General features: G+C 46.7%; 20 protein-coding genes and 1 tRNA gene. 16 read left to right on the top strand and 5 right to left on the bottom strand.

Translation table 11 applies throughout. The annotated features are described in order from the left end of the window. Positions 1-11: 11 nt before the first annotated feature. A complete protein-coding gene (locus tag ACKU35_RS08675; protein ID WP_319765365.1) occupies positions 12-908 on the bottom strand; it encodes a YitT family protein in 897 nt (298 codons plus the stop codon). Positions 909-1,088: 180 nt separating this feature from the next. Between ACKU35_RS08675 and ACKU35_RS08670 the strand changes: the two genes are divergently transcribed. Beyond that, entirely contained in the window at positions 1,089-3,119 is a 2,031-nt protein-coding gene (locus ACKU35_RS08670; RefSeq protein ID WP_319765045.1) for a methyl-accepting chemotaxis protein, read from the top strand. 240 nt (positions 3,120-3,359) lie between these two features. Here the strand turns inward: ACKU35_RS08670 and ACKU35_RS08665 are convergent, their stop codons facing one another. Beyond that, complete coding sequence (locus ACKU35_RS08665) at positions 3,360-3,737, bottom strand: hypothetical protein (protein WP_319765043.1); 378 nt, start codon at positions 3,735-3,737, stop codon at positions 3,360-3,362. Between the two features lie 238 nt (positions 3,738-3,975). On the opposite strand from ACKU35_RS08665, the gene ACKU35_RS08660 reads away from it, so the two are divergent. From ACKU35_RS08660 to ACKU35_RS08610, 11 genes are all read left to right on the top strand, one after another. Continuing rightward, positions 3,976-5,418, top strand: a complete 1,443-nt coding sequence (locus ACKU35_RS08660) for a DegQ family serine endoprotease (protein ID WP_319765041.1) — start codon at positions 3,976-3,978, stop codon at positions 5,416-5,418. 154 nt (positions 5,419-5,572) lie between these two features. Continuing rightward, positions 5,573-6,445: a 4-(cytidine 5'-diphospho)-2-C-methyl-D-erythritol kinase gene (gene ispE, locus ACKU35_RS08655; protein WP_319765039.1), complete on the top strand. Its 873-nt coding sequence runs from the start codon at positions 5,573-5,575 to the stop codon at positions 6,443-6,445. 31 nt (positions 6,446-6,476) lie between these two features. Continuing rightward, positions 6,477-6,552 (top strand) — tRNA-Gln (locus tag ACKU35_RS08650). A gap of 40 nt (positions 6,553-6,592) precedes the next feature. Further along, the gene (locus ACKU35_RS08645; protein ID WP_319765038.1) at positions 6,593-7,537 is read left to right on the top strand and encodes a ribose-phosphate pyrophosphokinase; all 945 of its coding nucleotides are present in this window, start codon (positions 6,593-6,595) and stop codon (positions 7,535-7,537) included. 66 nt (positions 7,538-7,603) lie between these two features. Continuing rightward, positions 7,604-8,203 (top strand): 50S ribosomal protein L25, encoded by a 600-nt coding sequence (locus tag ACKU35_RS08640; RefSeq protein ID WP_319765036.1) that lies wholly within the window; start codon positions 7,604-7,606, stop codon positions 8,201-8,203. Positions 8,204-8,278: 75 nt separating this feature from the next. Then, positions 8,279-8,896 (top strand): aminoacyl-tRNA hydrolase, encoded by a 618-nt coding sequence (gene pth / locus ACKU35_RS08635; RefSeq protein ID WP_319765034.1) that lies wholly within the window; start codon positions 8,279-8,281, stop codon positions 8,894-8,896. A gap of 219 nt (positions 8,897-9,115) precedes the next feature. Then, the gene (locus ACKU35_RS08630; protein ID WP_319765032.1) at positions 9,116-9,631 is read left to right on the top strand and encodes a CarD family transcriptional regulator; all 516 of its coding nucleotides are present in this window, start codon (positions 9,116-9,118) and stop codon (positions 9,629-9,631) included. Between the two features lie 334 nt (positions 9,632-9,965). Further along, positions 9,966-11,240, top strand: a complete 1,275-nt coding sequence (gene rho / locus ACKU35_RS08625; RefSeq protein WP_319765030.1) for a transcription termination factor Rho — start codon at positions 9,966-9,968, stop codon at positions 11,238-11,240. Positions 11,241-11,508: 268 nt separating this feature from the next. After that, a complete protein-coding gene (locus tag ACKU35_RS08620) occupies positions 11,509-12,984 on the top strand; it encodes a M48 family metalloprotease (protein ID WP_319765028.1) in 1,476 nt (491 codons plus the stop codon). Positions 12,985-13,144: 160 nt separating this feature from the next. Continuing rightward, positions 13,145-14,125, top strand: coding sequence for a bifunctional riboflavin kinase/FAD synthetase (locus ACKU35_RS08615; protein ID WP_319765027.1), 981 nt, complete (start codon positions 13,145-13,147; stop codon positions 14,123-14,125). Further along, positions 14,122-15,942 (top strand): chloride channel protein, encoded by a 1,821-nt coding sequence (locus ACKU35_RS08610; protein ID WP_319765025.1) that lies wholly within the window; start codon positions 14,122-14,124, stop codon positions 15,940-15,942. The genes ACKU35_RS08615 and ACKU35_RS08610 overlap by 4 nt, the downstream gene beginning before the upstream one ends. Before the next feature lie 168 nt (positions 15,943-16,110). Here ACKU35_RS08610 and ACKU35_RS08605 read toward each other — a convergent pair whose 3' ends face one another. Continuing rightward, positions 16,111-16,890 carry a hypothetical protein gene (locus tag ACKU35_RS08605; protein ID WP_319765023.1) on the bottom strand — a complete coding sequence of 260 codons (780 nt, stop codon included), beginning with the start codon at positions 16,888-16,890 and terminating at the stop codon, positions 16,111-16,113. Between the two features lie 248 nt (positions 16,891-17,138). Further along, positions 17,139-17,918 carry a hypothetical protein gene (locus ACKU35_RS08600; RefSeq protein WP_319765021.1) on the bottom strand — a complete coding sequence of 260 codons (780 nt, stop codon included), beginning with the start codon at positions 17,916-17,918 and terminating at the stop codon, positions 17,139-17,141. Positions 17,919-18,230: 312 nt separating this feature from the next. Here ACKU35_RS08600 and hslV point away from each other — a divergent pair, with 312 nt between their 5' ends. The 4 genes from hslV (at position 18,231) to ACKU35_RS08580 (ending at position 22,898) form a co-directional block, all read left to right on the top strand. Then, complete coding sequence (hslV, locus tag ACKU35_RS08595; protein WP_319765019.1) at positions 18,231-18,770, top strand: ATP-dependent protease subunit HslV; 540 nt, start codon at positions 18,231-18,233, stop codon at positions 18,768-18,770. An 18-nt stretch (positions 18,771-18,788) separates the two neighbouring features. Further along, positions 18,789-20,162, top strand: coding sequence for an ATP-dependent protease ATPase subunit HslU (gene hslU / locus ACKU35_RS08590; RefSeq protein WP_319765017.1), 1,374 nt, complete (start codon positions 18,789-18,791; stop codon positions 20,160-20,162). Between the two features lie 173 nt (positions 20,163-20,335). Beyond that, the gene (locus ACKU35_RS08585) at positions 20,336-21,082 is read left to right on the top strand and encodes a tetratricopeptide repeat protein (protein ID WP_319765015.1); all 747 of its coding nucleotides are present in this window, start codon (positions 20,336-20,338) and stop codon (positions 21,080-21,082) included. A gap of 229 nt (positions 21,083-21,311) precedes the next feature. Then, positions 21,312-22,898: a flagellar hook-basal body complex protein gene (locus ACKU35_RS08580; RefSeq protein ID WP_319765013.1), complete on the top strand. Its 1,587-nt coding sequence runs from the start codon at positions 21,312-21,314 to the stop codon at positions 22,896-22,898. A 77-nt stretch (positions 22,899-22,975) separates the two neighbouring features. Here the strand turns inward: ACKU35_RS08580 and ACKU35_RS08575 are convergent, their stop codons facing one another. Beyond that, positions 22,976-23,449, bottom strand: coding sequence for a ferritin family protein (locus ACKU35_RS08575; protein WP_319765011.1), 474 nt, complete (start codon positions 23,447-23,449; stop codon positions 22,976-22,978). Between the last annotated feature and the right edge of the window lie 56 nt (positions 23,450-23,505).

Below are 23,505 nucleotides of genomic sequence, written 5' to 3'. Positions count from 1 at the left end.
AAAAAACTAAACTAGTAAACTTTACGGCGTGAAAAACTTGCCCCGATGACGGAAAAAGTATTTTCAACTATAAACAACACCTTATCATCATTCCGGAAAGCAATCTCTTCCAATTTTTTAAGCTGGATGTTGTTCACCACGGTCATAAGTATATTCTTATCCTCGCGGAGATAGGCCCCCTGTCCTTTAATGAAAGTCGCGCTCTGCTTCATCTCGTGCAGGATATCATGGCTGATCATCTCAATATTATTCGAAATAATAAAAACAACCTTACGTTGGTTGAACATCGATAAAGTCTGCTCCACCACGGTGGCCGATATAAAAACCAGAATCAGCGACGCGATAATTACATCCAGAGACAGCTCAAACATACTCATGCTGAAAAGGATCGTATTAAACACAAGGTAAACCTTGCCGATGCCGATATTGAAACGCTGAAATAAATATACGGCGAACACATCAAGACCGCCGTTCGACCCCAGTGTTCGCAGCACAGTACCGGCACCGAATCCGAGCATTGCACCGCACGCGACAGCCGCATAAGTGTGGTTATGAACGACCATGGGAATTGAAATACACTCATAAGCCACCGTAGCGGCTACGGTGGCATAAAGACTGTACCAAAAAAAACGCCTGCTTACTTTTACCCATGCAAAAATAAATACGGGAGCATTTAGAATAAAGAACAGCAATCCCGGTGAAAGCACACCCGTTTTATAATAAAGCAGTGAAGCCAACCCGAAGACGCCGCCGGCCAGAAACTCATGCGGAACCGCCAGACTTTTTACAGCAATCGAACAAATTGCTGAACCAATCGTAATCAAAAGAATATTCCACCACACCGAATAGGTAAAATCGAAATCAATGGAACTACCCTTACCAAGGACCGACTTAACCGGTTCCAACATTTTTCCTTTGTATTTTTTTTGAATCGACATGATGTCACCTCTGCTACCAGCATCGAAATTTCAATTCAAGGGAGCAAAAATAATCTAAACACAGTTAAAATCTATAAACTATAATATCTTTTAAAAAAATTCCGACAGAGTATATATGTTAATCTGAAAACAGAGTTAAAGGAGCTTAAAATGAAATTCTCAATAAGAAATAAAATCATATTATTATCTGTATGCATCGCTCTTGTGACAGGAATCTCCATATTTTTCACTGTCAACTACTATGTCGGCAAAGGTTTTTCAGCCGAATCTGTCAGAAATATTTCAACAATGCGTAAAGTTTTTGATAATCACGTTAATTTTCTCTCTAAGGAATTCCGAGAAAAAGCGGAGCTCATGGCTCAAGATCAGCAGTTAATTGAATCGATCAGGAGTAATGATACCCAAAGAATCACAAAGAGCCTGATAGCACTGATGGAAGAGACAGAATCTGAATTCATTACATTGACCGATGCCAACGGTGATGTTCTGGCTCGATCACACTCGCAAAACTATGGTGATCCTGCGCGTGACATGGATACCGTTAGAATAGCACTTACCGGAAAAATCTGTTCCGGGGTTGTCGCAGGTAAGGAAATCCCTTTTTCCCTGCGTGCGACAGCACCAATTAAACAAAACGACGCTATCATAGGCACGATATCAATCGGCACTTCTTTATCAAATGAAAAATTTGTAGATACGATTAGAGAATTTACAGACCTCGATGTAACGGTCTTCAAGGGTGACGTGAGAGAGATGACAACGATTGTCAAATCCGGAAAACGTGCCGTGGGAACAAAAATGAGTAACCCGGCAGTTACCCGGACCGTTATCAAAGAAGGGAAATCTTTTGTAGCCCGTAACAAAATTCTCGGCATTGATTATCAAACCGCATACTGGCCCATCAAAAGCTTAAGCGGTAACAATATTGGTATGTGGTTCATCGGCATGCCTGTACAAACGCTGGTCGAATCTCAAAATGATGTCAGAAATTCATCCCTGATCATCATAGCCATCATCCTGCCCATTATTCTGCTTATTTCCTGGCTGATCGCCAAGTCGATGGCCACTCCCATTGTCATAACCACAGACTATGCGACAAGTGTAGCGGAGGGGCATCTGGAAAAAACCCTAGAGGTCAAAAGTTCAGATGAAGTCGGCATTCTAGCCAAGGCTTTGAATGCTATGGTGGAAAATCTCAAGCTTAAAATCAATGAAGCTAATGAACAAAGCAGAGTAGCGGCAGAAGAAACTGTAAGAGCACAAAAAGCGACACAGGAAGCTGAAGAGGCCCGTAAGCAGGCCGAACGAGCCAAAAAAGAGGGAATGCTGCATGCGGCACGTGAGCTTGAAGATGTTGTAGATGTTATTTCAGCCGCATCGGAAGAGTTATCCGCACAGATTGAACAATCCTCAACGGGCTCGGATGTGCAAAGCCAGCGCACAAGCGAGACTGCTACGGCAATGGAAGAGATGAACGTGACCGTACTTGAAGTTGCCAGAAATTCAGGAGAAGTTTCCCAGACCGCCAGTGAAGCAAAGGAAACAGCAACAAAAGGTTCAGCAGTTGTTTCCGACATGGTCGACGGGTTGAATCGGGTTATTAACCTCTCTAATATTCTGGAAAAAGACATGGAAAGCCTTGGAGTCAGCGCAGAACAAATAGGTCAGATAATTGATGTCATTTCTGACATTGCAGACCAGACAAACCTTCTGGCCCTTAATGCTGCCATCGAGGCTGCACGGGCAGGCGAAGCAGGCAGAGGTTTTGCCGTTGTAGCTGATGAAGTAAGAAAGTTAGCCGAAAAAACCATGACCGCTACAAATGAAGTCGAAAAGGCCATTTCTGAAATCCAGAGCGGCACCAAGGAAAGCATTACCCAGTGTACCACTACGGTTCATGAATTAGGGTCAGTCTCCAGCATGGCAAACGATGCAGGAAGCTCGTTAGACGAAATACTCACTTTAAATGATCAGGTTTCTGAACAGATTCAGGGGATTGCTACTGCCTGTGAAGAACAGTCCGCAACTTCGGAAGAAATCAACCGGGCTGTCGATGAAATCAATCACATCGCGACTGAGACAAGTGATGCAATGCGACAATCATCTGAAGCTGTTATGGACTTAGCTGCACAGGCTCAGCAATTGAAATCAATCATAGATCAGATGAAAAGAGATGATTAGAAAGTAGCTTTGTAAATACGCACAAACCTGTACGACTCAATAAAAACAACCCCGCAGCCTTGGCATACACACCAAAGCTGCGGGGTTGCTATTGCATAAAAGCAAATAGATTAATTCAGGGAAATATCGCGACAATCTGCTTTGACAAAAAAAGTTACCCATAAGATTCCTACCATGGTCTTTTTTTAATCATTTCCAGCGAGATTAAGGATTTGAGCCTATATTCTTTTGATTAACACATCACTTATTATCGGCTGCATGCTCTTCCATAACAGACAGAAGTTGTTCGGTCTTCTCCGCTTCTGTGGTCATGCCCATCTCAGTAAATCCCCTCAAGGCTTCCCTTACAACAGCCAGTCCGTCCTGCGGATTACCGGAGACAAAAAGGAGCTGTCCAAGCAATTCCCCTGTAAAACAATGTCCTTTGGCTTCCCCGGCCTTCTGGAATCTGGAATAAGCTTCAAGAAGCATCAACAGGGCCTGCTCCTGATTTCCGGCGTCGACTTCCAGCTTAGCCAACTCGAAAAGCATCTCGGCTTTTCCCACTGAATCATTTTTCTGTTCACATTCCCTTAGCCGCTGTTCAAGTTGAACCTTAATAGCTTCCTGCTGCTCCATTATTACTCCACGAGATTATGATTTATACCTAAAATATAAAGTTAATTTCAATTTCAAAAGTCTATCCAAATCGTCAACATGATGTCCAGACAGGACTTTCAAGAACCGGGCGCCCTTATTTTATGAAAAAATAGACCCTTTATATATATTCCTTACACTATTTACTTTTGAAAAAAGGACACTATACTCAATCAATACCGCCTATCCCGTTTTCCGGGCGGTACTACGAGGAGGTTATATGAAACTAAAACGCTACATTGGATTATTTACTCTCATCACAGTACTCATACTGCCCTTATACGCACAGGCAGACGGACTGCCCTCTTTTGTCGATCTGGCAAAAAAATGCGGCCCCGCTGTTGTTAACATCAATACCGTGAAAATGGTCGAAGTCAACAACCCCATGGAAGACTTTTTTAAATTCCATGGAAATGGCGGCAACAACCCTTTTGAACAGTTCTTCAAACAGTTCAATAACCGGGGTAATGGCAACCAGCATAAACAAAAACGCAAAACAGGCTCTCTGGGGTCAGGTTTCATCATTTCCAAAGACGGTTACGTGGTCACCAACAACCATGTTGTCGCCTCTGCTGATAAAATCACTGTAAAGCTGCAAAATGACGGCCACGAGTATCCGGCCAAAATTATCGGCCGGGACAAGGAAACCGACCTTGCGCTGCTGAAAATTGAAGTAAAAAAAGAGCTGCCCTATCTTGAATTCGCCAATTCCGAAAAAGCGGAAGTAGGCCAATGGGTGCTGGCTATCGGCAATCCTTTCGGACTGGGACACACCGTGACCAAAGGGATTATCAGCGCTAAAGGCAGAATCATCGGCGCCGGGCCCTTTGATAACTTTATCCAGACAGATGCCAGCATCAACCCCGGTAACTCCGGCGGTCCGCTCATCGACTTAAATGGACAGGTGGTCGGAATCAACACGGCCATCATTGCCAGTGGACAGGGAATAGGCTTTGCCATCCCCAGTAATATGGCCAAAAGTGTTATCTACCAGCTCGAAACCGACCACAAGGTCAGTCGCGGCTGGCTGGGTGTAACTATTCAGGATGCCGACGAAAAAACAGCCCAGGCTCTTGGACTGGAAAGCAAGACCGGTGCGCTGGTCAACTCTGTTAATCCCGGAGATCCCGCGGACAAAGGCGGAATAAAAGTCGGCGATGTCATTCTTAAAATCGACGGAGAAAAAATTGATGACACCAACGACCTGCTGCGCACCATCGCAGCACTGCCTCCGGGCAAATCCGTCAAGGTAAAAGTATGGCGCAAGGGACACGATAAAAATCTACGTGTCGTGCTCGGTGAACGAAGCGGCAAAAACGTTGTGGCTGAAGCAGGCAAAATGTCCCCCAAAGCGGCGGAAGAAAACCTTGATGATCTCGGACTGGTCGTGCGTAGGGTAAACCGCAAGGCTGAAGCAGAGTCCCTCGGCCTTGAAAAACCCGAGGGTCTGCTGGTAATAGAAGTCATGCAGGGAACCCCGTCCGAAGACGCTGCCATTGCAGTGGGAGACGTCATTATGGAAGCCAACCAGCACAAGGTAAATTCCATCAAGGATATCGAAAAAATCATCAACACCGAAGGTAAAAAACGCGGACTGATCATGCTGCTCCTGAAACGTCAGGGACACAATATCTTCCGAACTATTGAACTAAAGAACAAATAGTCCCCTGACTGGTTGTTGACTCTCAAGCATAAAGGCCGTCCTGAATATATCAGGACGGCCTTTTCTTCAGTCCTGAAATTAATCTAAAACAGCCCAAAAAAAAGCCCGCTGAGCCATCTTCCTAAGCAGACAGCTTTAGGGTATAAGGCTCTCTATGAGAAAAACAACACTGACCGCCCCGGCAAAGGTCAATCTTTACCTGAAAATTGTTGGAAAAAGAGAAGACGGCTATCACGAGCTGGAGACTCTATTCCACCCCTTTCCGGCATTGGCCGATACTCTCGAAATATCTGAAACGGGGACTGGTTGCACCATTGATTGTAAAGGAATGGATCTTCCGGCAGAAGACAACCTCATATACAAAGCGTGGGATAAATATTCCAAAGTAACCGGATTCCGGCCCGGATTACATGTTGAACTTACAAAACGCACCCCAACCGGCGCAGGTCTGGGCGGAGGCAGTTCGGATGCAGCTTCCATGCTCCGCTTCCTGAATACACACCCGGACAGTCCGGGTATGGAACACGCAGAGCTTAACTCGCTGGCAGCAGGTCTCGGGGCAGACGTTCCCTTCTTTCTGCTGGACGGTCCGGCTTGGGCTAAAGGAATAGGTGAAATTTTATCGCCCTGCACTGTTGACCTTTCGGGCTTGAGCGCGTTATTAGCCTGCCCGGATGTGCACGTGAATACCGTATGGGCATACAAAGCATGGTCAACCCGTAGCCAACCAGCTAACTTGGAAAAAAATTCCAGGTTTGACTTGACAACATCTGCCAGCGATAATAATAGAACGGCCTCCAAAACGAGGGTGACTTTATTCAACGACTTTGAGGAAGTTGTCCTTCCCGAGTTTCCTGAAATAAGGGAAACAAAGGAATTTCTATTGAAAAACGGAGCCTGCGGAGCTGTCATGAGCGGAAGCGGGGCAAGTGTGATTTCTTTCTTTACGAAGAAAGAAGAAGCGGAAAAAGCTGCTTCAGGATTGAAAGCCATCAATGTAGACTCTGTTATTCACACGTTTTCATAATTTTAATATATATATTTCATATAATCAGTGCAGGGATGTCGCCAAGTTGGTAAGGCACGTGGTTTTGGTCCACGCACTCGCGGGTTCAAGTCCTGCCATCCCTGCCAAATTCATTTCTCATTCCGAGAGGTCAAGTTGGAGACCGACATGAACGGTGAACTCAAGATTATCAGCGGCTCGTCAAATCTGGCGCTTTCAGAAGCAATCTGTGACCATCTCGGCAGCAAACTTACTCCCTGCCTGCGTGAAAAATTCAGCGATGGTGAAATTCGCATTGAGATTCAGGACAATGTCCGAGGCTGCGATGTTTTCGTAGTCCAGTCTACCTGTGATCCGGTGAACTTTCACTTTATGGAGCTGTGCCTCATGCTGGACGCGCTTAAGAGAGCAAGTGCCCGCCGGGTAACCGCTGTAGTACCTTACTACGGATACGCGCGACAGGACCGCAAGGTTTCTCCCCGTGCACCTATCAGTGCAAAACTGTGTGCTGACTGCCTGACTGTTGCCGGTATGCAGCGTCTGGTCACTATAGACCTGCACGCAGGCCAGATTCAGGGCTTCTTTAATCTCCCGGTAGATAATATTTACGCAGCTCCGGTACTGCTGGATGAACTGCGCACCCGTGAACAGGACATGGTCATGGTTTCACCTGACGCAGGCGGAACCGAACGCGCCAGAGCTTATGCCAAGCGCCTCAAAGCCGGACTGGCCATTGTGGATAAACGCCGCGATGCTCCGAACCAGGCCAAAGCCATGCACGTTATCGGGGAAGTAAAAGACAAAGTTTGCGTAGTCATGGACGACATGATCGATACCGCAGGCACCATGTGTCAGGCAGCCAAGGTTCTTATAAACCACGGTGCGAAAGACGTAATAGCCTGCGCAACACACCCGGTTCTTTCCGGACCGGCTATCGACAGGCTGGCGGCTGCTCCTTTTTCCGAGGTAATTGTAACCAACACCCTGCCTGTTCCCGAAGAGAAAATCATCAACTCCGGTGGCAAGATCAAAGTAAAATCAGTTGCCGGAATCCTCGCTAAGTGCATTCACAATGTACACACCGAGTCATCCGTAAGCGTTCTCTTCGTTTAATATTGCCTATTCCCACCCTCTGCCGGTCATTTTGAGCGGCAGCAGGTTAACCATAAGGAGAAAATAATGTCTGAAAAAGTTACTTTCAAAGCTGAAGTGCGTACCGAAACCGGTAAATCCGCAAACCGTAAGCTTCGTAACAAAGGAATGGTTCCGGTTGTCTTCTATTCTCAGGAAGGAGAAAACCTGATTCTTGCCGTTAACGAAATTGAATTCGTTAAGCTTTACCGCAAAATCGGTACAACCCGTCTCTTCTCTCTTGAAGTTGAAGGTAAAACATACGATACACTGATCTGGAAAGTACAGATGGATCCCGTCCGTCCCCGTCCTAATCACGTAGACTTCCTCGGTGTTGCAGCTGACCGTCCTCTTAAGGTTGACGTTCCTGTTACTACAGAAGGAATCGCTCCCGGTGTTAAGCTTGGTGGCCGCATGGCTATCTACCGCGAAATACTGACCGTTGCATGTACCGCAGCAACTATTCCTGCTAAAATCGTAATCAATATCGATGGCATGAATGTTGGTGACACCGTATTTGTTAACGACGTAGACCTCGGTGAAGGCGCTTCTGTAATTGCAGACAGCAACTTCGCTCTCGTTCGCTGCGCATCCGGTCGCGGCTCTTCTGCTGAAGAAGACGAAGCTGCTGAAGCTGCTGAAGAATAAATCTTTAGTAATGTAATCATTTTCGGGCCCCGGTTTATCCGGGGCCTTTGCCGTTTTTAAACAGGTAAATTAGCAATGGAATACAAAGCACTTATAGCAGGATTGGGCAATCCTGGGCCTGAATATGCAAAGACCCGGCACAACATCGGGTTTATGACTGTTGATGCTTTGGCAGAGATAGCTGCTTCCCGCAAAAGCATGCGCTATAAGAAAATGGATATTTCCGGTGACTTTGAGCTATTCAGCATCAGTTTGGCCGGAACCAATGTTTTAGTGACCAAACCGCTTACGTACATGAACTTAAGCGGAAAGGCCGTTGCAGCTATCTGCGGTAAATTTTCCATTCCTGTAACTGATGTATACGTCATCCACGACGAGCTGGACCTCCCCTGCGGAAGAATGAAGTTTAAAAAAGGTGGCGGCAACAACGGTCACCGCGGTCTTGAATCCATCCAGGGAAAAATGGAGTCACCTAATTTTTTCAGAATCAGGATTGGCATTGGCCGCCCCGAATTTTCAGCGCAGGTAAAAGATTATGTGCTGGAAGAATTCAATCCTGCCGAACTTGAAATCGCCGGAGAAATGTCCGCAGCGGCAATCAAAGGGCTGAACCTGAATTTCAGGAGAGGTCAGGGACCGGCCACACAGTTTATGAACAGCTTTGTCCCCGATGTTATTGAAACCGAACTGTAGACGATTCTTTACAATTCGGTTATAGTAAATTTTCGCAGCAATTCCCTCTGCTGTAAATGTAAACAAAACCAGAGGGACAAAGAAATGGGAAGTTTTCGCAAACCTATTTTTCAGCTAATCCTGAATTCTACGAAATAGCGCCGCCAAAACCGGGAACAACCCCGCAGAACAGCATATAACTTTCCAAAGTATTTCTTTTGTAAGTCCAAGGAGCCATGAGTGTTTGAGCTAGAACAGCTGGTTGTCTACCCTTCACAGGGAGTGGGCAAAGTAGAACGTATTGAGAGTCAGGAAATCGGCGGAGCTACCGCTGAGTTTTATATTGTACGCATTTTAAGCAACAATGTTACGCTCATGGTTCCGGTCATGAACGCACACAACGTAGGCCTGCGCGCTGTCTGCGACAAAGAGGCAGGGTTACACATATTCGACTGCCTTAAAGATAGATCTGACTTTACCGGTTATACTGGTCAGAACTGGAACAGACGCTATCGCGAATATTCCGAAAAGCTCAAAAGCGGAGACCTTGAGGATGTCGCTTATGTCTTAAAGGAACTCTTTCTCATAGGACGCGACAAAGAGCTGTCTTTCGGTGAACGTAGACTTCTGGAACAAGCTATGGGTTTGGTTTCCATGGAGCTTTCTTTTGCCCTTGATCTTGATCAGGAAGAAATCAAGGAAGAGATCAACGCACTTTTCAGTGACGTCATGGAAAAACAGGAAGAGGAATCCTGAAAATCCTGATCAAACGACTTGTCATAAACGATTCTTTCAGTTAATGCCCTACTAGTTGCACGTTGCAGAATTGCTTTTCATTCCTTATGGATTTTTTGGAGTGCATTTCATTGATAAACAACTGCAATCAGGGTGTAAAAAGAATCAACGAAGATTAAACTGTCGTTGTATTCAAACAGATAAAACAGCCCCTCTTCAGGACAATCCTACATAATTTCATCAAAAAGTTAGAGCGAAGGCCTTAGTGCATTTGCATAAGCACAAAGACTATGCATTGCTGCTGCCTTACATTAACTTAGTAATATTTTTTAACTTTTAACTCCGGTTATACAGTATGGGCCAAGATAAAAAAATACAAAACCTGAACCTGACTGAACTGAAACAGAAAAATATGTCAGACCTTATGGATCTGGCAGCAAAATTCAAAGTCGAAAACCCCAGTGGAATGCGTAAGCAGGAACTGATCTTCGCCTTACTTCAGGGATGTGCGGCGCAGAACGGACAGATTTACGGCGAGGGAGTTTTGGAAGTTCTTCCCGATGGATTCGGCTTCCTGCGTTCTCCAACATACAGTTATATGCCCGGACCGGATGACATCTACGTTTCGCCTTCCCAGATCAGAAGATTCGGACTGCGTAAAGGTGATATCGTCTCCGGACAAATTAGACCTCCTAAAGAAGGCGAACGCTACTTCGCATTACTCAGGGTCAATGAAATCGGTCTTGAATCTCCGGAACATTCCAGAAATCTGGTTCTTTTTGACAACCTGACCCCGATATATCCTGATAACCGCTTCAAAATTGAGAACGGTCCCAAAAATTTCAGTTCCAGGGTAATCGACATTCTCTCACCCATCGGACGTGGACAGCGTGCCCTGCTCGTTGCACCGCCCCGTACCGGTAAGACAATGATGTTGCAGAACATAGCCAACTCAATCAACGCCAATCATCCAGACGTTGATCTCATTGTTCTACTCATCGATGAACGCCCGGAAGAAGTTACGGACATGGCCCGCACAGTTAAGGCGGAAGTGGTCAGCTCTACCTTCGATGAACCTCCGCAGCGCCATGTGCAGGTTACTGAGATGGTACTTGAAAAAGCCAAACGACTTGTCGAGCGTAAACGCGACGTAGTCATCCTGCTTGATTCCATCACCCGTCTTGGTCGTGCTTACAATGCTGTCACCCCTTCCTCCGGCAGAGTTCTTTCCGGTGGTCTGGATGCCAATGCCATGCAGCGCCCCAAAAGATTTTTCGGAGCAGCCCGTAACATCGAAGAAGGCGGCAGCCTGACCATCATTGCTACCGCTCTTATCGATACCGGTTCCCGCATGGATGAAGTTATCTTTGAAGAATTCAAAGGCACCGGTAACATGGATCTCTACCTTGACCGCAAGCTTGCGGAAAAACGTGTGTTCCCGGCAATTGACATAAACCGCTCCGGTACACGCAAAGAGGAACTCCTTCTTGAAGATGGCGTTCTTAACAAGGTCTGGATACTGCGGAAACTGCTTGCTCCCATGAACTCTATTGATTCCATGGAATTCCTGCTCGACAAAATGAAGGGCACCAAGACCAACGAAGAATTCTTCGATATGATGGGCAAGTAAAATTCTCAATCAAAACCGGTAGCTGAAAGATTCAATGCCGGATGTAAGTTAATAACAAAAGGCTGTAACTACTTGTATTTCATGCAAGCTAGTTTCAGCCTTTTCTTTTTGAGCTTAGCTTATTAAAATAAGACATCAATTCAACGCCCCGAAAATTAACCTTTCGGGGTTTCTTTTTGTTTACCTTCTTTACAATGGCCTTCTCAAAACTTACTCTTTAATTAAATTCGAATTATCGACAATTTTCACAAATCCAATAAATTTTATTATGAACTTCAGAAACAAATTATTTCGCCAGACTATCGTGCTGATTCTGATCTTTTTTTTCAGTTTCTGGATGACTCCGCAGGCTATGGCCAACTCTCTTTTCGGGGAATTCACAGTTAAGGATGAGATCAAACTCGGTAAAGAATTTAATAAGATGGTCCACAACAAACTGCCTGTAATTCTTGATCCCCAGATAGATGACTATGTTAAAAAGCTGGTTGCCAGAGTGGCTGAACATATCCCCCCCCAGCCATTTCCAATAACAACCACGGTGATTCAAAATAACTCAATGAATGCCTTCGCTATCCCCGGTGGATATGTTTACGTTTACACCGGACTGATCCTGAACATGAAACACGAAAGCGAGCTTGCAGCGGTAATAGGCCATGAGCTTGCCCACGTGACCCTGCGTCATGCTGCCCGGCGCATGGAAAAAATGAAGCTGGTAAACCTTGCCAGCATGCTCGGCACATTGGCCGGAATGATGGTAGGAATAGCCGGAGGCGGGGGGAATATGGGGAATCTGGGGCAGGCAATTGCTATGGGTTCCATGGGCGGAGCTCAGAGTGCTTATCTGACCTACACTCAGGAAAACGAACGGGAAGCCGACCATCTGGGAATGAACTACCTTATTGAAGCGGGTTACAATCCTAAACGCATGGTCGACGGGTTCAAATTAATGAAGCAGCGCCAATGGCACATGAGCAGCACAAACATTCCCACCTACCTGTCAACTCACCCCGGCATTGATGCCCGTATCGGCTATCTGGAAGATAGATTCACCCGCATGCCTCCAGAAATTTTCAAGCGCAGGGATGACGATGCTGATTTCTTCAAAGTACAGACCCTGATCCGTGCCCGGCTGACTTCAACAGACGTGGCTTTGGCTTATTACAAATCAATCCCCGAAAGTAAGCGAAACTGTCTCGATCATCTTGGACTGGCTATTATCTACTCCCGAATAAAGCAAAAGAATAAAGCGGAACAGGAATTCAAAAAAGCTCACGAACTTTGTCCCGAAGATACTCTTATTTTAAGGGAGGAAGGGCGCTTCTATTTCAATGTCGGCGATATGGACAAGGCTTCTCCCCTGCTGCGGGAAGCTTACATACGCAACCCGACCGATGCCATGACCCTGTTCTTCCTTGCCCGCACCGAGGGGGTCAGGAAAAATTACAAACAGGCAATATTGACCATGCGCCGCGTTGCCGAAATGGTCCCCCATGATCAGGAAATCCATTACCATCTTGGACGTATGCTGGGAGAGTCAGGTCACTATTTTCAAGCACATACCCAATTGGCTTATGCAGCATTGTACGGGCACGATATGAAACAGGCCAAATTTCATTTGCGCAAAGCTGAAGGACTGGCCAAAACCCAAAAGCAGCGCGATGAGCTGAAAAAGCTGGAAGACATAATTAATCCAAAGCCCCCTGAAGATCAGGGAGATGAGAGTGATAAAAAAAAGTCAGATTAATCAGCACCAGTTCGTCTTACGCGCTTAACTCCCTTGTTTATGGTACTTTATCACTATAGACCACTATTGATGTCCCAACCTGCGTCTCTTGAATGATATAGCTTTTTGATGTACTGGTTTTCGTTTCTACAATCTTACGTCATTAAAAAGTGAAGCGAACATGATCATCGCAAAATCAATAAATGAAATAGTACCGCCGGAACAAGGCGCATGTGTTACAATTGGAAACTTTGACGGTGTCCACAAAGGACACCAAAAACTGATCAGAAGCACCTGCCGAAAGAGTAGGGCCAACGGTCTTTCCAGTGTAGTGGTAACCTTCGACCCGCACCCGATGAGGGTTCTGGTTAACAGCAAGACCCCGCCTTTCATCACCCTTACCTCACAAAAGCTGGAACTTATTGCCCTGCACGAGCCGGATATCCTCCTCACCTTAAATTTCACCAGAGAAATGGCGGCTCTTTCACCTGAAGAATTTATCCGCAAATATCTAGTGGACGGCCTTGCAATGAAAGAAATGGTCGTGGGCTACGATTACGCACTGGGCAAAGGACGCAGCGGCAATTACGAAACCCTCCTCGAGCTGGGCCGAAAATATGATTACGGAGTTGAGAGGCTTGACCCGGTTATCATCAATGACGCGGTAGTCAGCTCATCACGCATTCGTGATTTGGTCAGTGAAGGTAATGTCTGGGATGTCCGGCCCTTACTGGGACGCTTTTATCAGGTCCGCGGTGAAGTGGTGCATGGCATGAACAGGGGCGGCAGACTGCTCGGGTTCCCCACCGCCAATATTAAGCTTGAAGACGAACTTTTCCCCAAAAAAGGTGTTTACGCCATACGGGTGGAAGTGGACGGCAAAGTCCTTCCCGGTGTCGCCAACATCGGCAAAAATCCCACCTTCGGCAACGAAGCCCTTTCAGTGGAAGCACACATTCTGGATTTTACCGAAGACATCTACGGTAAGGATATTCGCGTCCACTTCATACAGCGCATCCGGTCCGAAAAAAAATTCAACGGACTGGACGAACTCAAAGAACGCATCGCCATCGACATCAACCTCGCCCGGGAAATCCTTTCATACCCTGAGTCACAGGTTCGCCCTGGCCTGCATTTGATAGAATCAGGAGATGAAAAATGAGTCCTTTACTCAATTGGAACATGTGGAAAGATCTTGTCCGCTCATACCGTAACATAAACCATTTTCGCTGGTTGGTACTCGGTATAGTTATCGGCATCCTTTCCGGCATAACTTCCGTACTTTTTTTCGGCGCGGTGGAACTGGGCAAACACCTGTTCATAAATCAACTGGCAGGCCTCTCCCTGCCTGCCCCTGAAGGGGAAGAACTTTTCCACGGCCCGGCAGGTGAACATCTGCGCGCATGGGTAATTCCCATCGGTCTGACCATTGTCGGTCTGGTTACCGGCTGGCTGGTCAATAAATATATACCCGAAACAGTTTCCGGCGGAACAGATGGAACCGATGCCACTATCAGATGCTTTCATCAGGGTGGCGGACTTATGCGTCCCATTATCCCGATTATTAAAGGGATCAGCTCTATTTTTACCATTGCCGCCGGAGGTAGTGCCGGACGGGAAGGACCTATCACACAGATGGGAGCCGGGCTTGGCTCATGGATGGCCCAGAAGCTGAAACTGTCCCCCAAGGAACGCCGTATTCTGCTCCTCTCCGGTGCCGCAGGCGGACTGGGTGCAATCTTTCGTGCTCCGCTTGGCGGGGCTCTCACCGCTATCGAGGTTATCTACCGCGAAGACTTTGAATCCGAAGCCATTCTGCCTTCTGTCATATCCTCGGTGGTCTCCTATTCCCTATTCACTCTTTTCTACGGCACAGAACCTATTTTCGGTATTCCGCGCTTTGTTTTCCACGATCCCCGGGAACTGATCTTTTATGTGGCACTGGCCTTTGCATGTACGCTTGCAGGATGGATGTATATCCGCACCTTCAGGTTCATCAAATATTCAGTTTTCTACCAGATTAAAGACCGAGTCGGCCTCATGTGGGCAACAGGCCTCGGCGGCTTGATGATGGGCATCATGGGAATGTTCTTTCCTCAGGTGCTAACCGGTGGATACGGCTGGCTGGAAATGGCCATCATGGGTGAAATTCCGCTAATGATGATGATTGCCATCGTCATCGGCAAGACTCTCGCCACCTCCATGACTATCGGTTCCGGCATGTCCGGCGGTATGTTTGCACCCGCCCTTTTCGTCGGCGGTATGTCCGGCGGCATCGTTGGCCAGATTGCCGGAAAATATTATCCGGACATCGTCACTCAGCCCGGCGGTTACGTGCTGGTGGGTATGGCAGCTTTCTTCGCCGGTGTGGCAAAAGCTCCCATCGGACCGCTGATCATGGTCTGCGAACTTACTCAAGGCTACGGTTTACTGGCTCCGCTGATGCTCGCCTCCGCTCTGTGCATCGTACTCGGCAGGAATTTCTCGCTCTATGAGCATCAGGTGGAAAGCAAATTCGATTCACCTGCTCACATCGAGGATAAGACCATCAATATTCTTGAAGGCTTGCAAGTGGAAACGCATTACAAACCGGGACGCGTGACAACCCTTGAAGAAGGCACCACGCTCAAGGCGCTGACCGACATTATCGCCAATACAAACGAGTTGTACTTCCCGGTTAAAAATGAAGACGGGGTGATCACAGGAATCCTGACTATTCAGAATGTCCGCAACCATCTCTTCAATCCTGATCTTTTCGACCTCATTCTGGCCAAGGATCTCGCCACTAAACCGGCGACCCTTAAGGCTGACGACGATCTATACACTGCCCTGCTCAAATTCGTAGACACCGACTACGGACAGATTCCGGTAGTCAGCGAGGATGACCCCAACAGGATTATCGGTATACTTAACAGGGAAAATGTTTTCCGCGCATATGCTTTATCCGTTAAGGAGCTACGGGAAGCTGCCGAGATTTGATTATTAAGCCCTGCCTGCTTTCCGCAGGATAAAATCCTATTGAAAAAGGTCCAAAATTACCGATAGTTATATTTGGACTTATCCGGCTAAAAAGATAATTCGTCACATAAGAAAAAAGCTCCCTCCTGCTTTTGCAGGAGGGAGCTTTCATTTAACAGACTTAAATTCTTAAACAACTTCATCTACGTAAGTTCCCGGTGGCGGCATCGTATTGGCAGCACTACTGCTACCTTTTACAGGCTGGGTAGATTCTCCGGTAAGCTCAACGTTCTTATCCTTGTCCTGCGGGGCGGCACTGGCTGCGGTAACTGTACTAACCTGCTCAGCAGCCTGAACATTTCCTGAGACAGTCTGATCTTCATCAGCATCGTTACCCTTTAAGATCTTCTCGCCTTCAGTCTCAATTATATCTTCAACCTTCTCCTCGATTTCCTCGCTCAGCTCGTCAGGGCTGGGATCGGCATCAAGAATCTTCTTGGCACTATCCGGCATCAGCTTTTCTTCGATCTTTTTCTCAGCTTTTTCTTCCTGCTCTTTTTCCTCTTCCTCTTGATCATGATCTATCCTTTCAGAAACCTTTTCGCGGGCATAAGCCTCAGCCTCGTCCTCAACGGCTTCTACCCCCTTCATAAGCGCAGCAACCTTTTCACCTTCGTTATCAGCCGCAGCAGCACAAGCTTGATAAAAATCGACGACACTTTGTATCCGGTTTTTGAATTCATTCTCGACTTTGAAAGAGGTCATCATCCCAATGATGTACCGAGATTGCTTGCGGTCATGCTGGAAAAAATTTCCCGACATCATATCGCGGATAGAAGAAGTGTGCCCCTGTGGTTCTTGAACAGCTACCTGTGGATTAGTTGAACCAACCTCTTCCTTATCTTCCTCATCGGTTTTCTTCATATTGAAAACATTGAGATTAAAGCCCGAAGATTCACCTATTCTCATAGCTGCCCTCTACCTATTACATATAATATTTAGACACAAAATCGCGCGTCATTGTTATTTTCGGCATAAATTAATATTTCTTTAGGGGTAAACTAAAATATTTTTCCGGGGTCCAGTTCAAATTCAAGGTTTAGAATTCCAAATATTTATATTTGAAATTACCCGGGTAAAAAAATTAATTCGTCATATAAGAAAAAAACTCCCTCCTGCTTTTGCAGGAGGGAGCTTTTATTTAACAAACTTTAATTTTAAACAACTTCATCTACGTAAGTTCCCGGTGGCGGCACCGTATTGGCAGAACTACTGCTACCTTTTACGGTCTGGGTAGATTCGCCGGTAAGCTCAACACTCTTATCTCTGTCCGGCGGGGCCGCACTGGCAGCGGTAACTGTACCTACCTGCTCAGCAGCCTGAACATTTCCTGAGACTGTCTGACCTTCCCCCGCTTCGTTACCCTTTAAGATCTTCTCGCTCTCAGTTTCAACAATTTCTTCGGCTTTATCCGATATTTCTTCGCTCAGCTCGTCGGGACTGGGATCGGCATCAACAATTTGCTTGGCCATATCCGGCATCAGCTTTTCTTCGATCTTTTCCTCGACTTTTGCTTCCTGCTCTTTTTCTTCTTCCTTGCGGTCCTGCTCCATCTTTTCGCCGACTTTTTCACCGGTGTAGGCCTCAGCCTCATCCTCAACGGCTTTCTCCGCCTTCATACCCGCAGCAACCTTTTCAGCATAACTATCAGTCGCAGCTGCTGCTCCTTTATAAAAATCAACGACGTTTTGCATACGAGTCTGGAATTCATTCTCGACAGCATAAGAGGTCATGAGCCCAGTGATATACCGAGATTCCTCATGGTCCTGCTGGAAAAAGTTTCCCGACATCATATTGCGGGTAGACGAAGTGTGCCCCTGTGGTTCTTGAACAGCAACCTGTAGATGAGTTGAGCCGGCATCTTCCTCAGCTTCCTCATTAGTTTTCTTCAGATTGAAAATATTGAAATTAAAGCCCGTAGATTCATTTATTCTCATAGCTGCCCCTCCACTTCTTATATATAATGTTTAGACATAAAATCGCGCATCATTATTATTTTCGGCATAAATAAATATTTCTTTAGGGGTAAACGAGAAGAATTTTACATCCCCCCTTGCCATCACACTCACAAGTATTATGTTCTGGTAACATAAAATTTCACCTCTCCAATCAAGCACTTATCCCCAACCAAGGGATTCCAAAGGGGCTAAGCTCATTTGGCCGCCGGAGACGAAATCGAATTGATCCAAAGCGCGCAGCACAATAACCGGCTACGCATCATATTGAATAAGATGAATCAGGAGATGAATATGGAAATGAGAGGAACAACCATTCTGGCCGTTAAAGACGATAAAGGCACCGCCATGATCGGTGACGGTCAGGTCACCATGGGGCAGGCGGTGGTGATGAAACATTCCGCGGTGAAGGTCCGTACCCTGTACAACGATGAGGTTATGGCCGGATTCGCAGGGGCTACAGCGGATGCCTTCACCCTTTTCGAGCGGTTTGAAAAAAAGCTGAAAACATACTCCGGCAACCTTGTGCGCTCCGCTGTTGAAATGGCTACCGACTGGCGCACCGATAAATTCCTGCGTAAACTTGAAGCCATGATCATGGTCGCAGACGCCGAACATATCCTCATTATCAGCGGTAACGGCGATGTTATCGAACCGGACGACGGTGTTGCAGCTATCGGTTCCGGCGGTTCCTACGCCCTTTCCGCCGCCCGTGCTCTCATGCGTAATACAGAGATGCCCGCAGCAGAAATCGCCCAGAAATCCATGGAAATCGCAAGTGAAATCTGCGTTTACACCAACGACCACTTTGTCCTCAAAACCCTTGAAAAATAAAATCCCACGAGCCTGAAAATGAGTAATCTTACACCTAGAGAAATCGTTTCCGAACTGGATAATTTCATCATCGGACAGTCTGATGCAAAAAGGATGGTCGCCATCGCTATGCGCAACCGCTGGCGCCGTCAGCAGCTTCCTCCTGAACTGCGCGATGAGATAGCACCCAAAAACATTATCATGATGGGCCCCACCGGGGTTGGTAAAACTGAAATTGCCCGCCGTCTGGCCAAGCTTGCAGGATGCCCCTTCTTCAAGGTCGAAGCCACTAAATTCACCGAAGTAGGTTACGTTGGCCGTGATGTTGAATCCATGGTCCGCGACCTGATGGAAATAGGCATTAACCTTGTCCGCAAGGAAGAGATGGATAAGGTCAAAGTCAAAGCTGAAAAACACGCTGAAGACGCCCTGCTCGATCTGCTCCTGCCCTCATCCAAGCCCAAACAGGCCGGTATGGGATTCTTTAATCAGGGCACCCCTGAAGAACTGGAAGAACAGCCCGCTGCCGACCAGTCCTCCACTCGCGAAAAATTCCGTAAAATGTGGCGCGAAGGCAAACTGGACGAACGTGAAGTGGAAGTAGAAGTCACCGTTCAGGGTGGCGGAGTTGAAATAATGTCCATGCCCGGCATGGAAGATATGGGTATGCAGGTCAATGACATGATCGGCAAAATGTTTCCCGGTAAAAAGAAAATGCGTAAGGTCAACATCCGCGAAGCTTACGAAATTCTCATTCAGCAGGAATCAGATAAACTCATCGATATGGACAACGTAGCCGAGCTGGCCCGTGAACGTGTTGAACAGGGTGGTATCCTTTTCCTCGATGAAATCGACAAAATAGCCGGCAATCAGGAAGGTGGCGGTTCTGCAAATGTTTCCCGCGAAGGCGTACAGCGCGATCTGCTCCCTGTCGTGGAAGGATGCGTGGTCAATACCAAATACGGTATGGTCAAGACTGACCACATCCTGTTCATTTCCGCAGGGGCATTCAGCTATGCCAAACCCTCAGACCTGATCCCCGAACTGCAGGGACGTTTCCCCCTGCGGGTGGAGCTGACCTCACTTGATAAGGATGACTTTTACCGAATCCTTACTGAACCTCAGAATGCCCTGACCGTACAGTACAAAGCCCTGCTGGAAACCGAAAAGCTGACTATAGATTTCAGCCGGGAAGCTCTCGAAGAGGTCGCTTTTAACGCCCAGAAGTTTAACGAGGAAACCGAAAATATCGGAGCCAGAAGACTTTACACCATTATGGAAAAGATCCTTTCTGACCTTTCCTTTGAAGCCCCGGACCGCTCCGGAGATTCTGTCATTATTGATAAGGAATATGTTCAGGAAAAACTGCAGGATGTAAATGAAGACAGGGATCTCTCCCGTTATATTCTGTAATAAGCATTCCCCAAAATGCAATTTAACAATAAAGCCGGGCAATTGTAATATTACCCGGCTTTTTTTTGGTGTATCATTCCAAATTGAGGATAATACAGATGTGTGATATACGGTTTGCAAATAGCAACCGACATCATTAGTAGATAAATTTAGCGGCATAATAAACAGGCCATATGACAATAAAAAGCCCAACCATGCCTAAAATAAAAGGCACCTTTTCCACCAAATTAATACAGGAAATCGGGACTGGAACGACCAAAAGAAAGGTTATTCAGTCGTTTCTGTACTATGCGGAAGAAAAGGACAATGGCGAAATTGGCCTGCGCGTGCTTAATGAAAACAGCATTCCCTCAGGAGAAGAGCAGACAATAAGCAAAGAAGAACTGCTCGAATCATTTACTCCGGAAGTTGAGCTCTATACTTCTACTGTTTTCCCTGCACTACAACAGCTGAATAAGACTCTTGCCAAAGCCGACCGCCAGCGCCAGATGGGCAACACCTTCACTGCTGAAATGGAATACTTCAACGCGCTTAATATCGATGAAGATAACATCCGCGCCAACTTCGGAATCGGCCTTTGCTATCTAGAACGTAATGAAGCGGAAAAAGCAACGGATGTATTCAACAGGCTTATAGAACTGAACGCAGCATTTGATAAAGAGCACAAACATCTCTTCAATGATTTCGGCATCTCCCTGCGCAAAAACAAAATGTTCGACGAGGCCGTTAAATTTTATTCAAGAGCTCTGGGCTTAAGCGATTGTGACGAAAACTTATATTTCAATATGGCCCGCTGCATGTATGAAGACGGCAACAAAAAAAAAGCCGCGAAATACATAAAAAAATGTCTCGAAATAAACCCAGAATCAACACCGGCTTTAAAACTTAAAAAATACATTAAGAAAAAACTACACGTTTAATCCTTCACTCCCGCTGAAATCTGAAGTCCTTGCTTAATATATGATTTAAGAAGGACTTTTTTTCCGCCTTACGCCTAGCCATACGCAACTAACTTATTGATATAATTAAACCTAATCTTTAGGCATGCTCTTTGCTTAAATACCGGTACCGGACTTTTATTCCGGTCCAAAGGTAAAACAGGTGCAGGCGGAGTCAGCGTAAATGCCGCACCGATCAAGGAGTTTACGAATGGGTTTCAGCTCAATGTATACAGCCGCAACAGGCGTGAAGTCACACGGGATGCTTCTGCAGCAGATTGGTGCCAACCTCGCCAACGTCAATACCCTTGCTTATAAAAGCGGTGACACATTTCTGGAAACACTCGCCAGCGCGAATTCAGGCAAAGCCAATTCCGGAATAGTAGCCGGAGGGGGGCACACTGCCGGACAGATCGGACTGGGCTCCAGAGTTGCGGCCACCAGGATAAATTTCAAAGAGGGTTCTTTTGAGAACACATCCTCCAGTACTGATATCGCTATAGGCGGTCAGGGATTTTTCCGGGTAGCAGACCCCGTTTCCAGCACCAGCTACTACACACGCGCAGGTAATTTTCATTTCGATAAGAACGGAAATCTTGTTGATGCACACAAGAACAGGCTCCAAGGATACGCAATAGATCAATACGGTAATATCGGCACTACCTCACAGGATATTGTCCTGCCCATGAAAGATGAAACCGACTCTACCGGAAAGACCATCAAGGTAGTAAAATCCGACCCCAAGAAAACGGATGCTGTCAGCATGCGTACAAACCTTGACTCAGGAGCTGCGGATAATAGTGAAGTCGAGGGATCTCCTTTCTTTTCTCTGCTTCAGGAATGGGACGGAACTAAGGAAATACCACTCTCAGCTGACAAGTATGAGTACAACAATTCTATTCAAATTTACGACGACAAAGGCAATGTTCACAACTTAGTTGTCTATTATGACAAAGTCGTAAATGACGGAGACCCGTCAGATCAACGCCATTGGGAATACGTGGTAACCGTACCGCCTGGCGAGGATGCTGGGTCACTGGCAGGCACATCAGGGGCTGGGCTGCTCATGGCCGGAACACTTACCTTCTCCGGCGACGGCACCCTGCTTAACCAGAGTGCTTTCACCCTCGCGAGCGGATCAGCGGACGCAAAAGATCTCAATAACTGGGAACAGGCAGCACTGAACAGCAACGGACGGCCTATTTTCAGCACAACCCTTTCCGGGGAAAAAGGAACATCGGGGCCCCAGACCATATCACTGGACATGGGCATCACCTCCGGTACAGACTCATGGAATACTACAGGTGTGACTGCGGCTGATATCGGCAGCAACGCCTCTGCTCTGCCGGGTATGGAGGATGGAAAGATCAACGCACTCGCCAGTACTGATTACTACGGTTCATCCTCGACAATAAGTCAGTCACAAGACGGATTCGGCGAAGGCTACCTGCAGAATGTAAGTTTCAACTCGGACGGAATTTTGAGTGCCCTGTTTTCCAACGGAATGTCTCAGGAACTTTATCAGGCCAACCTGTATAATTTCACGAATGAATTCGGACTGCGTAGAGAGGGATCGAACTATTTCAGCGCGACAACAGAGTCCGGCGATGCTATCCAAGGCGTAGCACACAAGCAAGGACTGGGCTCGGTTGTAGGCAGCAGCCTCGAAACCTCCAACGTGGATATGGCGGAAGAGTTCGCCACCATGATTCTGACCCAGCGAGGTTTTCAAGCTAACTCCAAAGGCATCACCACCTCGGACCAACTGATCAACACCGCCCTTGGAATCAAGAAATAATCCGCAAATTAAACAAGAAGAAAGGCCCTCTCCGCTGCAATCGGAGAGGGCCTTTTAACTTTCTCAGTATTCGGAAACTAGCTGAGTTTTTCAGCCAGCATACGCAGATGCTTACGTTCTTCGTCAATACACTCTTCAACAAATTTGCGCTCACTATCAGGAACCATTCTTTTCAGCTCAGTAAAAAGCAGGATGGTATCCTTTTCAAAACGCATGGCCGCACGCACGGCCTGCTCAAAATTGAAATCCTCATCCTTGAAAGCTTGGGTGTAATCAAAGTTGAAAACATCATGTGAGTCCACAAGTGCCATTACATACTGTGTATATTCTTCATAATCACTTCCCGGAGGAATCTCGATGGACCCGATACGATCACGCATATCCCGGAAGAAAAGCTCGTGTCTTGATTCTTCCTCAGCAAAGAACTCGAAAAATTCCTTCGCTGCCGGATCTTTGGCCTCGTCAGCAGCCAACAGGTAAAAAGCCTGTCCTTTCTGCTCAATACGCATTGCGAGTTCAGCCACTTCGTTGGCACTGAAAAAAGTAACCATTTGTACACCTCATTAATTAAAAAAGTCTTCAGGAAATCATTTTTATCAGATTTATC

Origin of the sequence: Maridesulfovibrio sp., from assembly GCF_963676065.1 — a bacterium.
In the GTDB taxonomy this organism is placed as follows: Bacteria; Desulfobacterota; Desulfovibrionia; order Desulfovibrionales; family Desulfovibrionaceae; genus Maridesulfovibrio.
The sequence above is the reverse complement of the archived record's forward strand: the minus strand, read 5'-3'. Positions and strand labels throughout refer to the sequence as shown.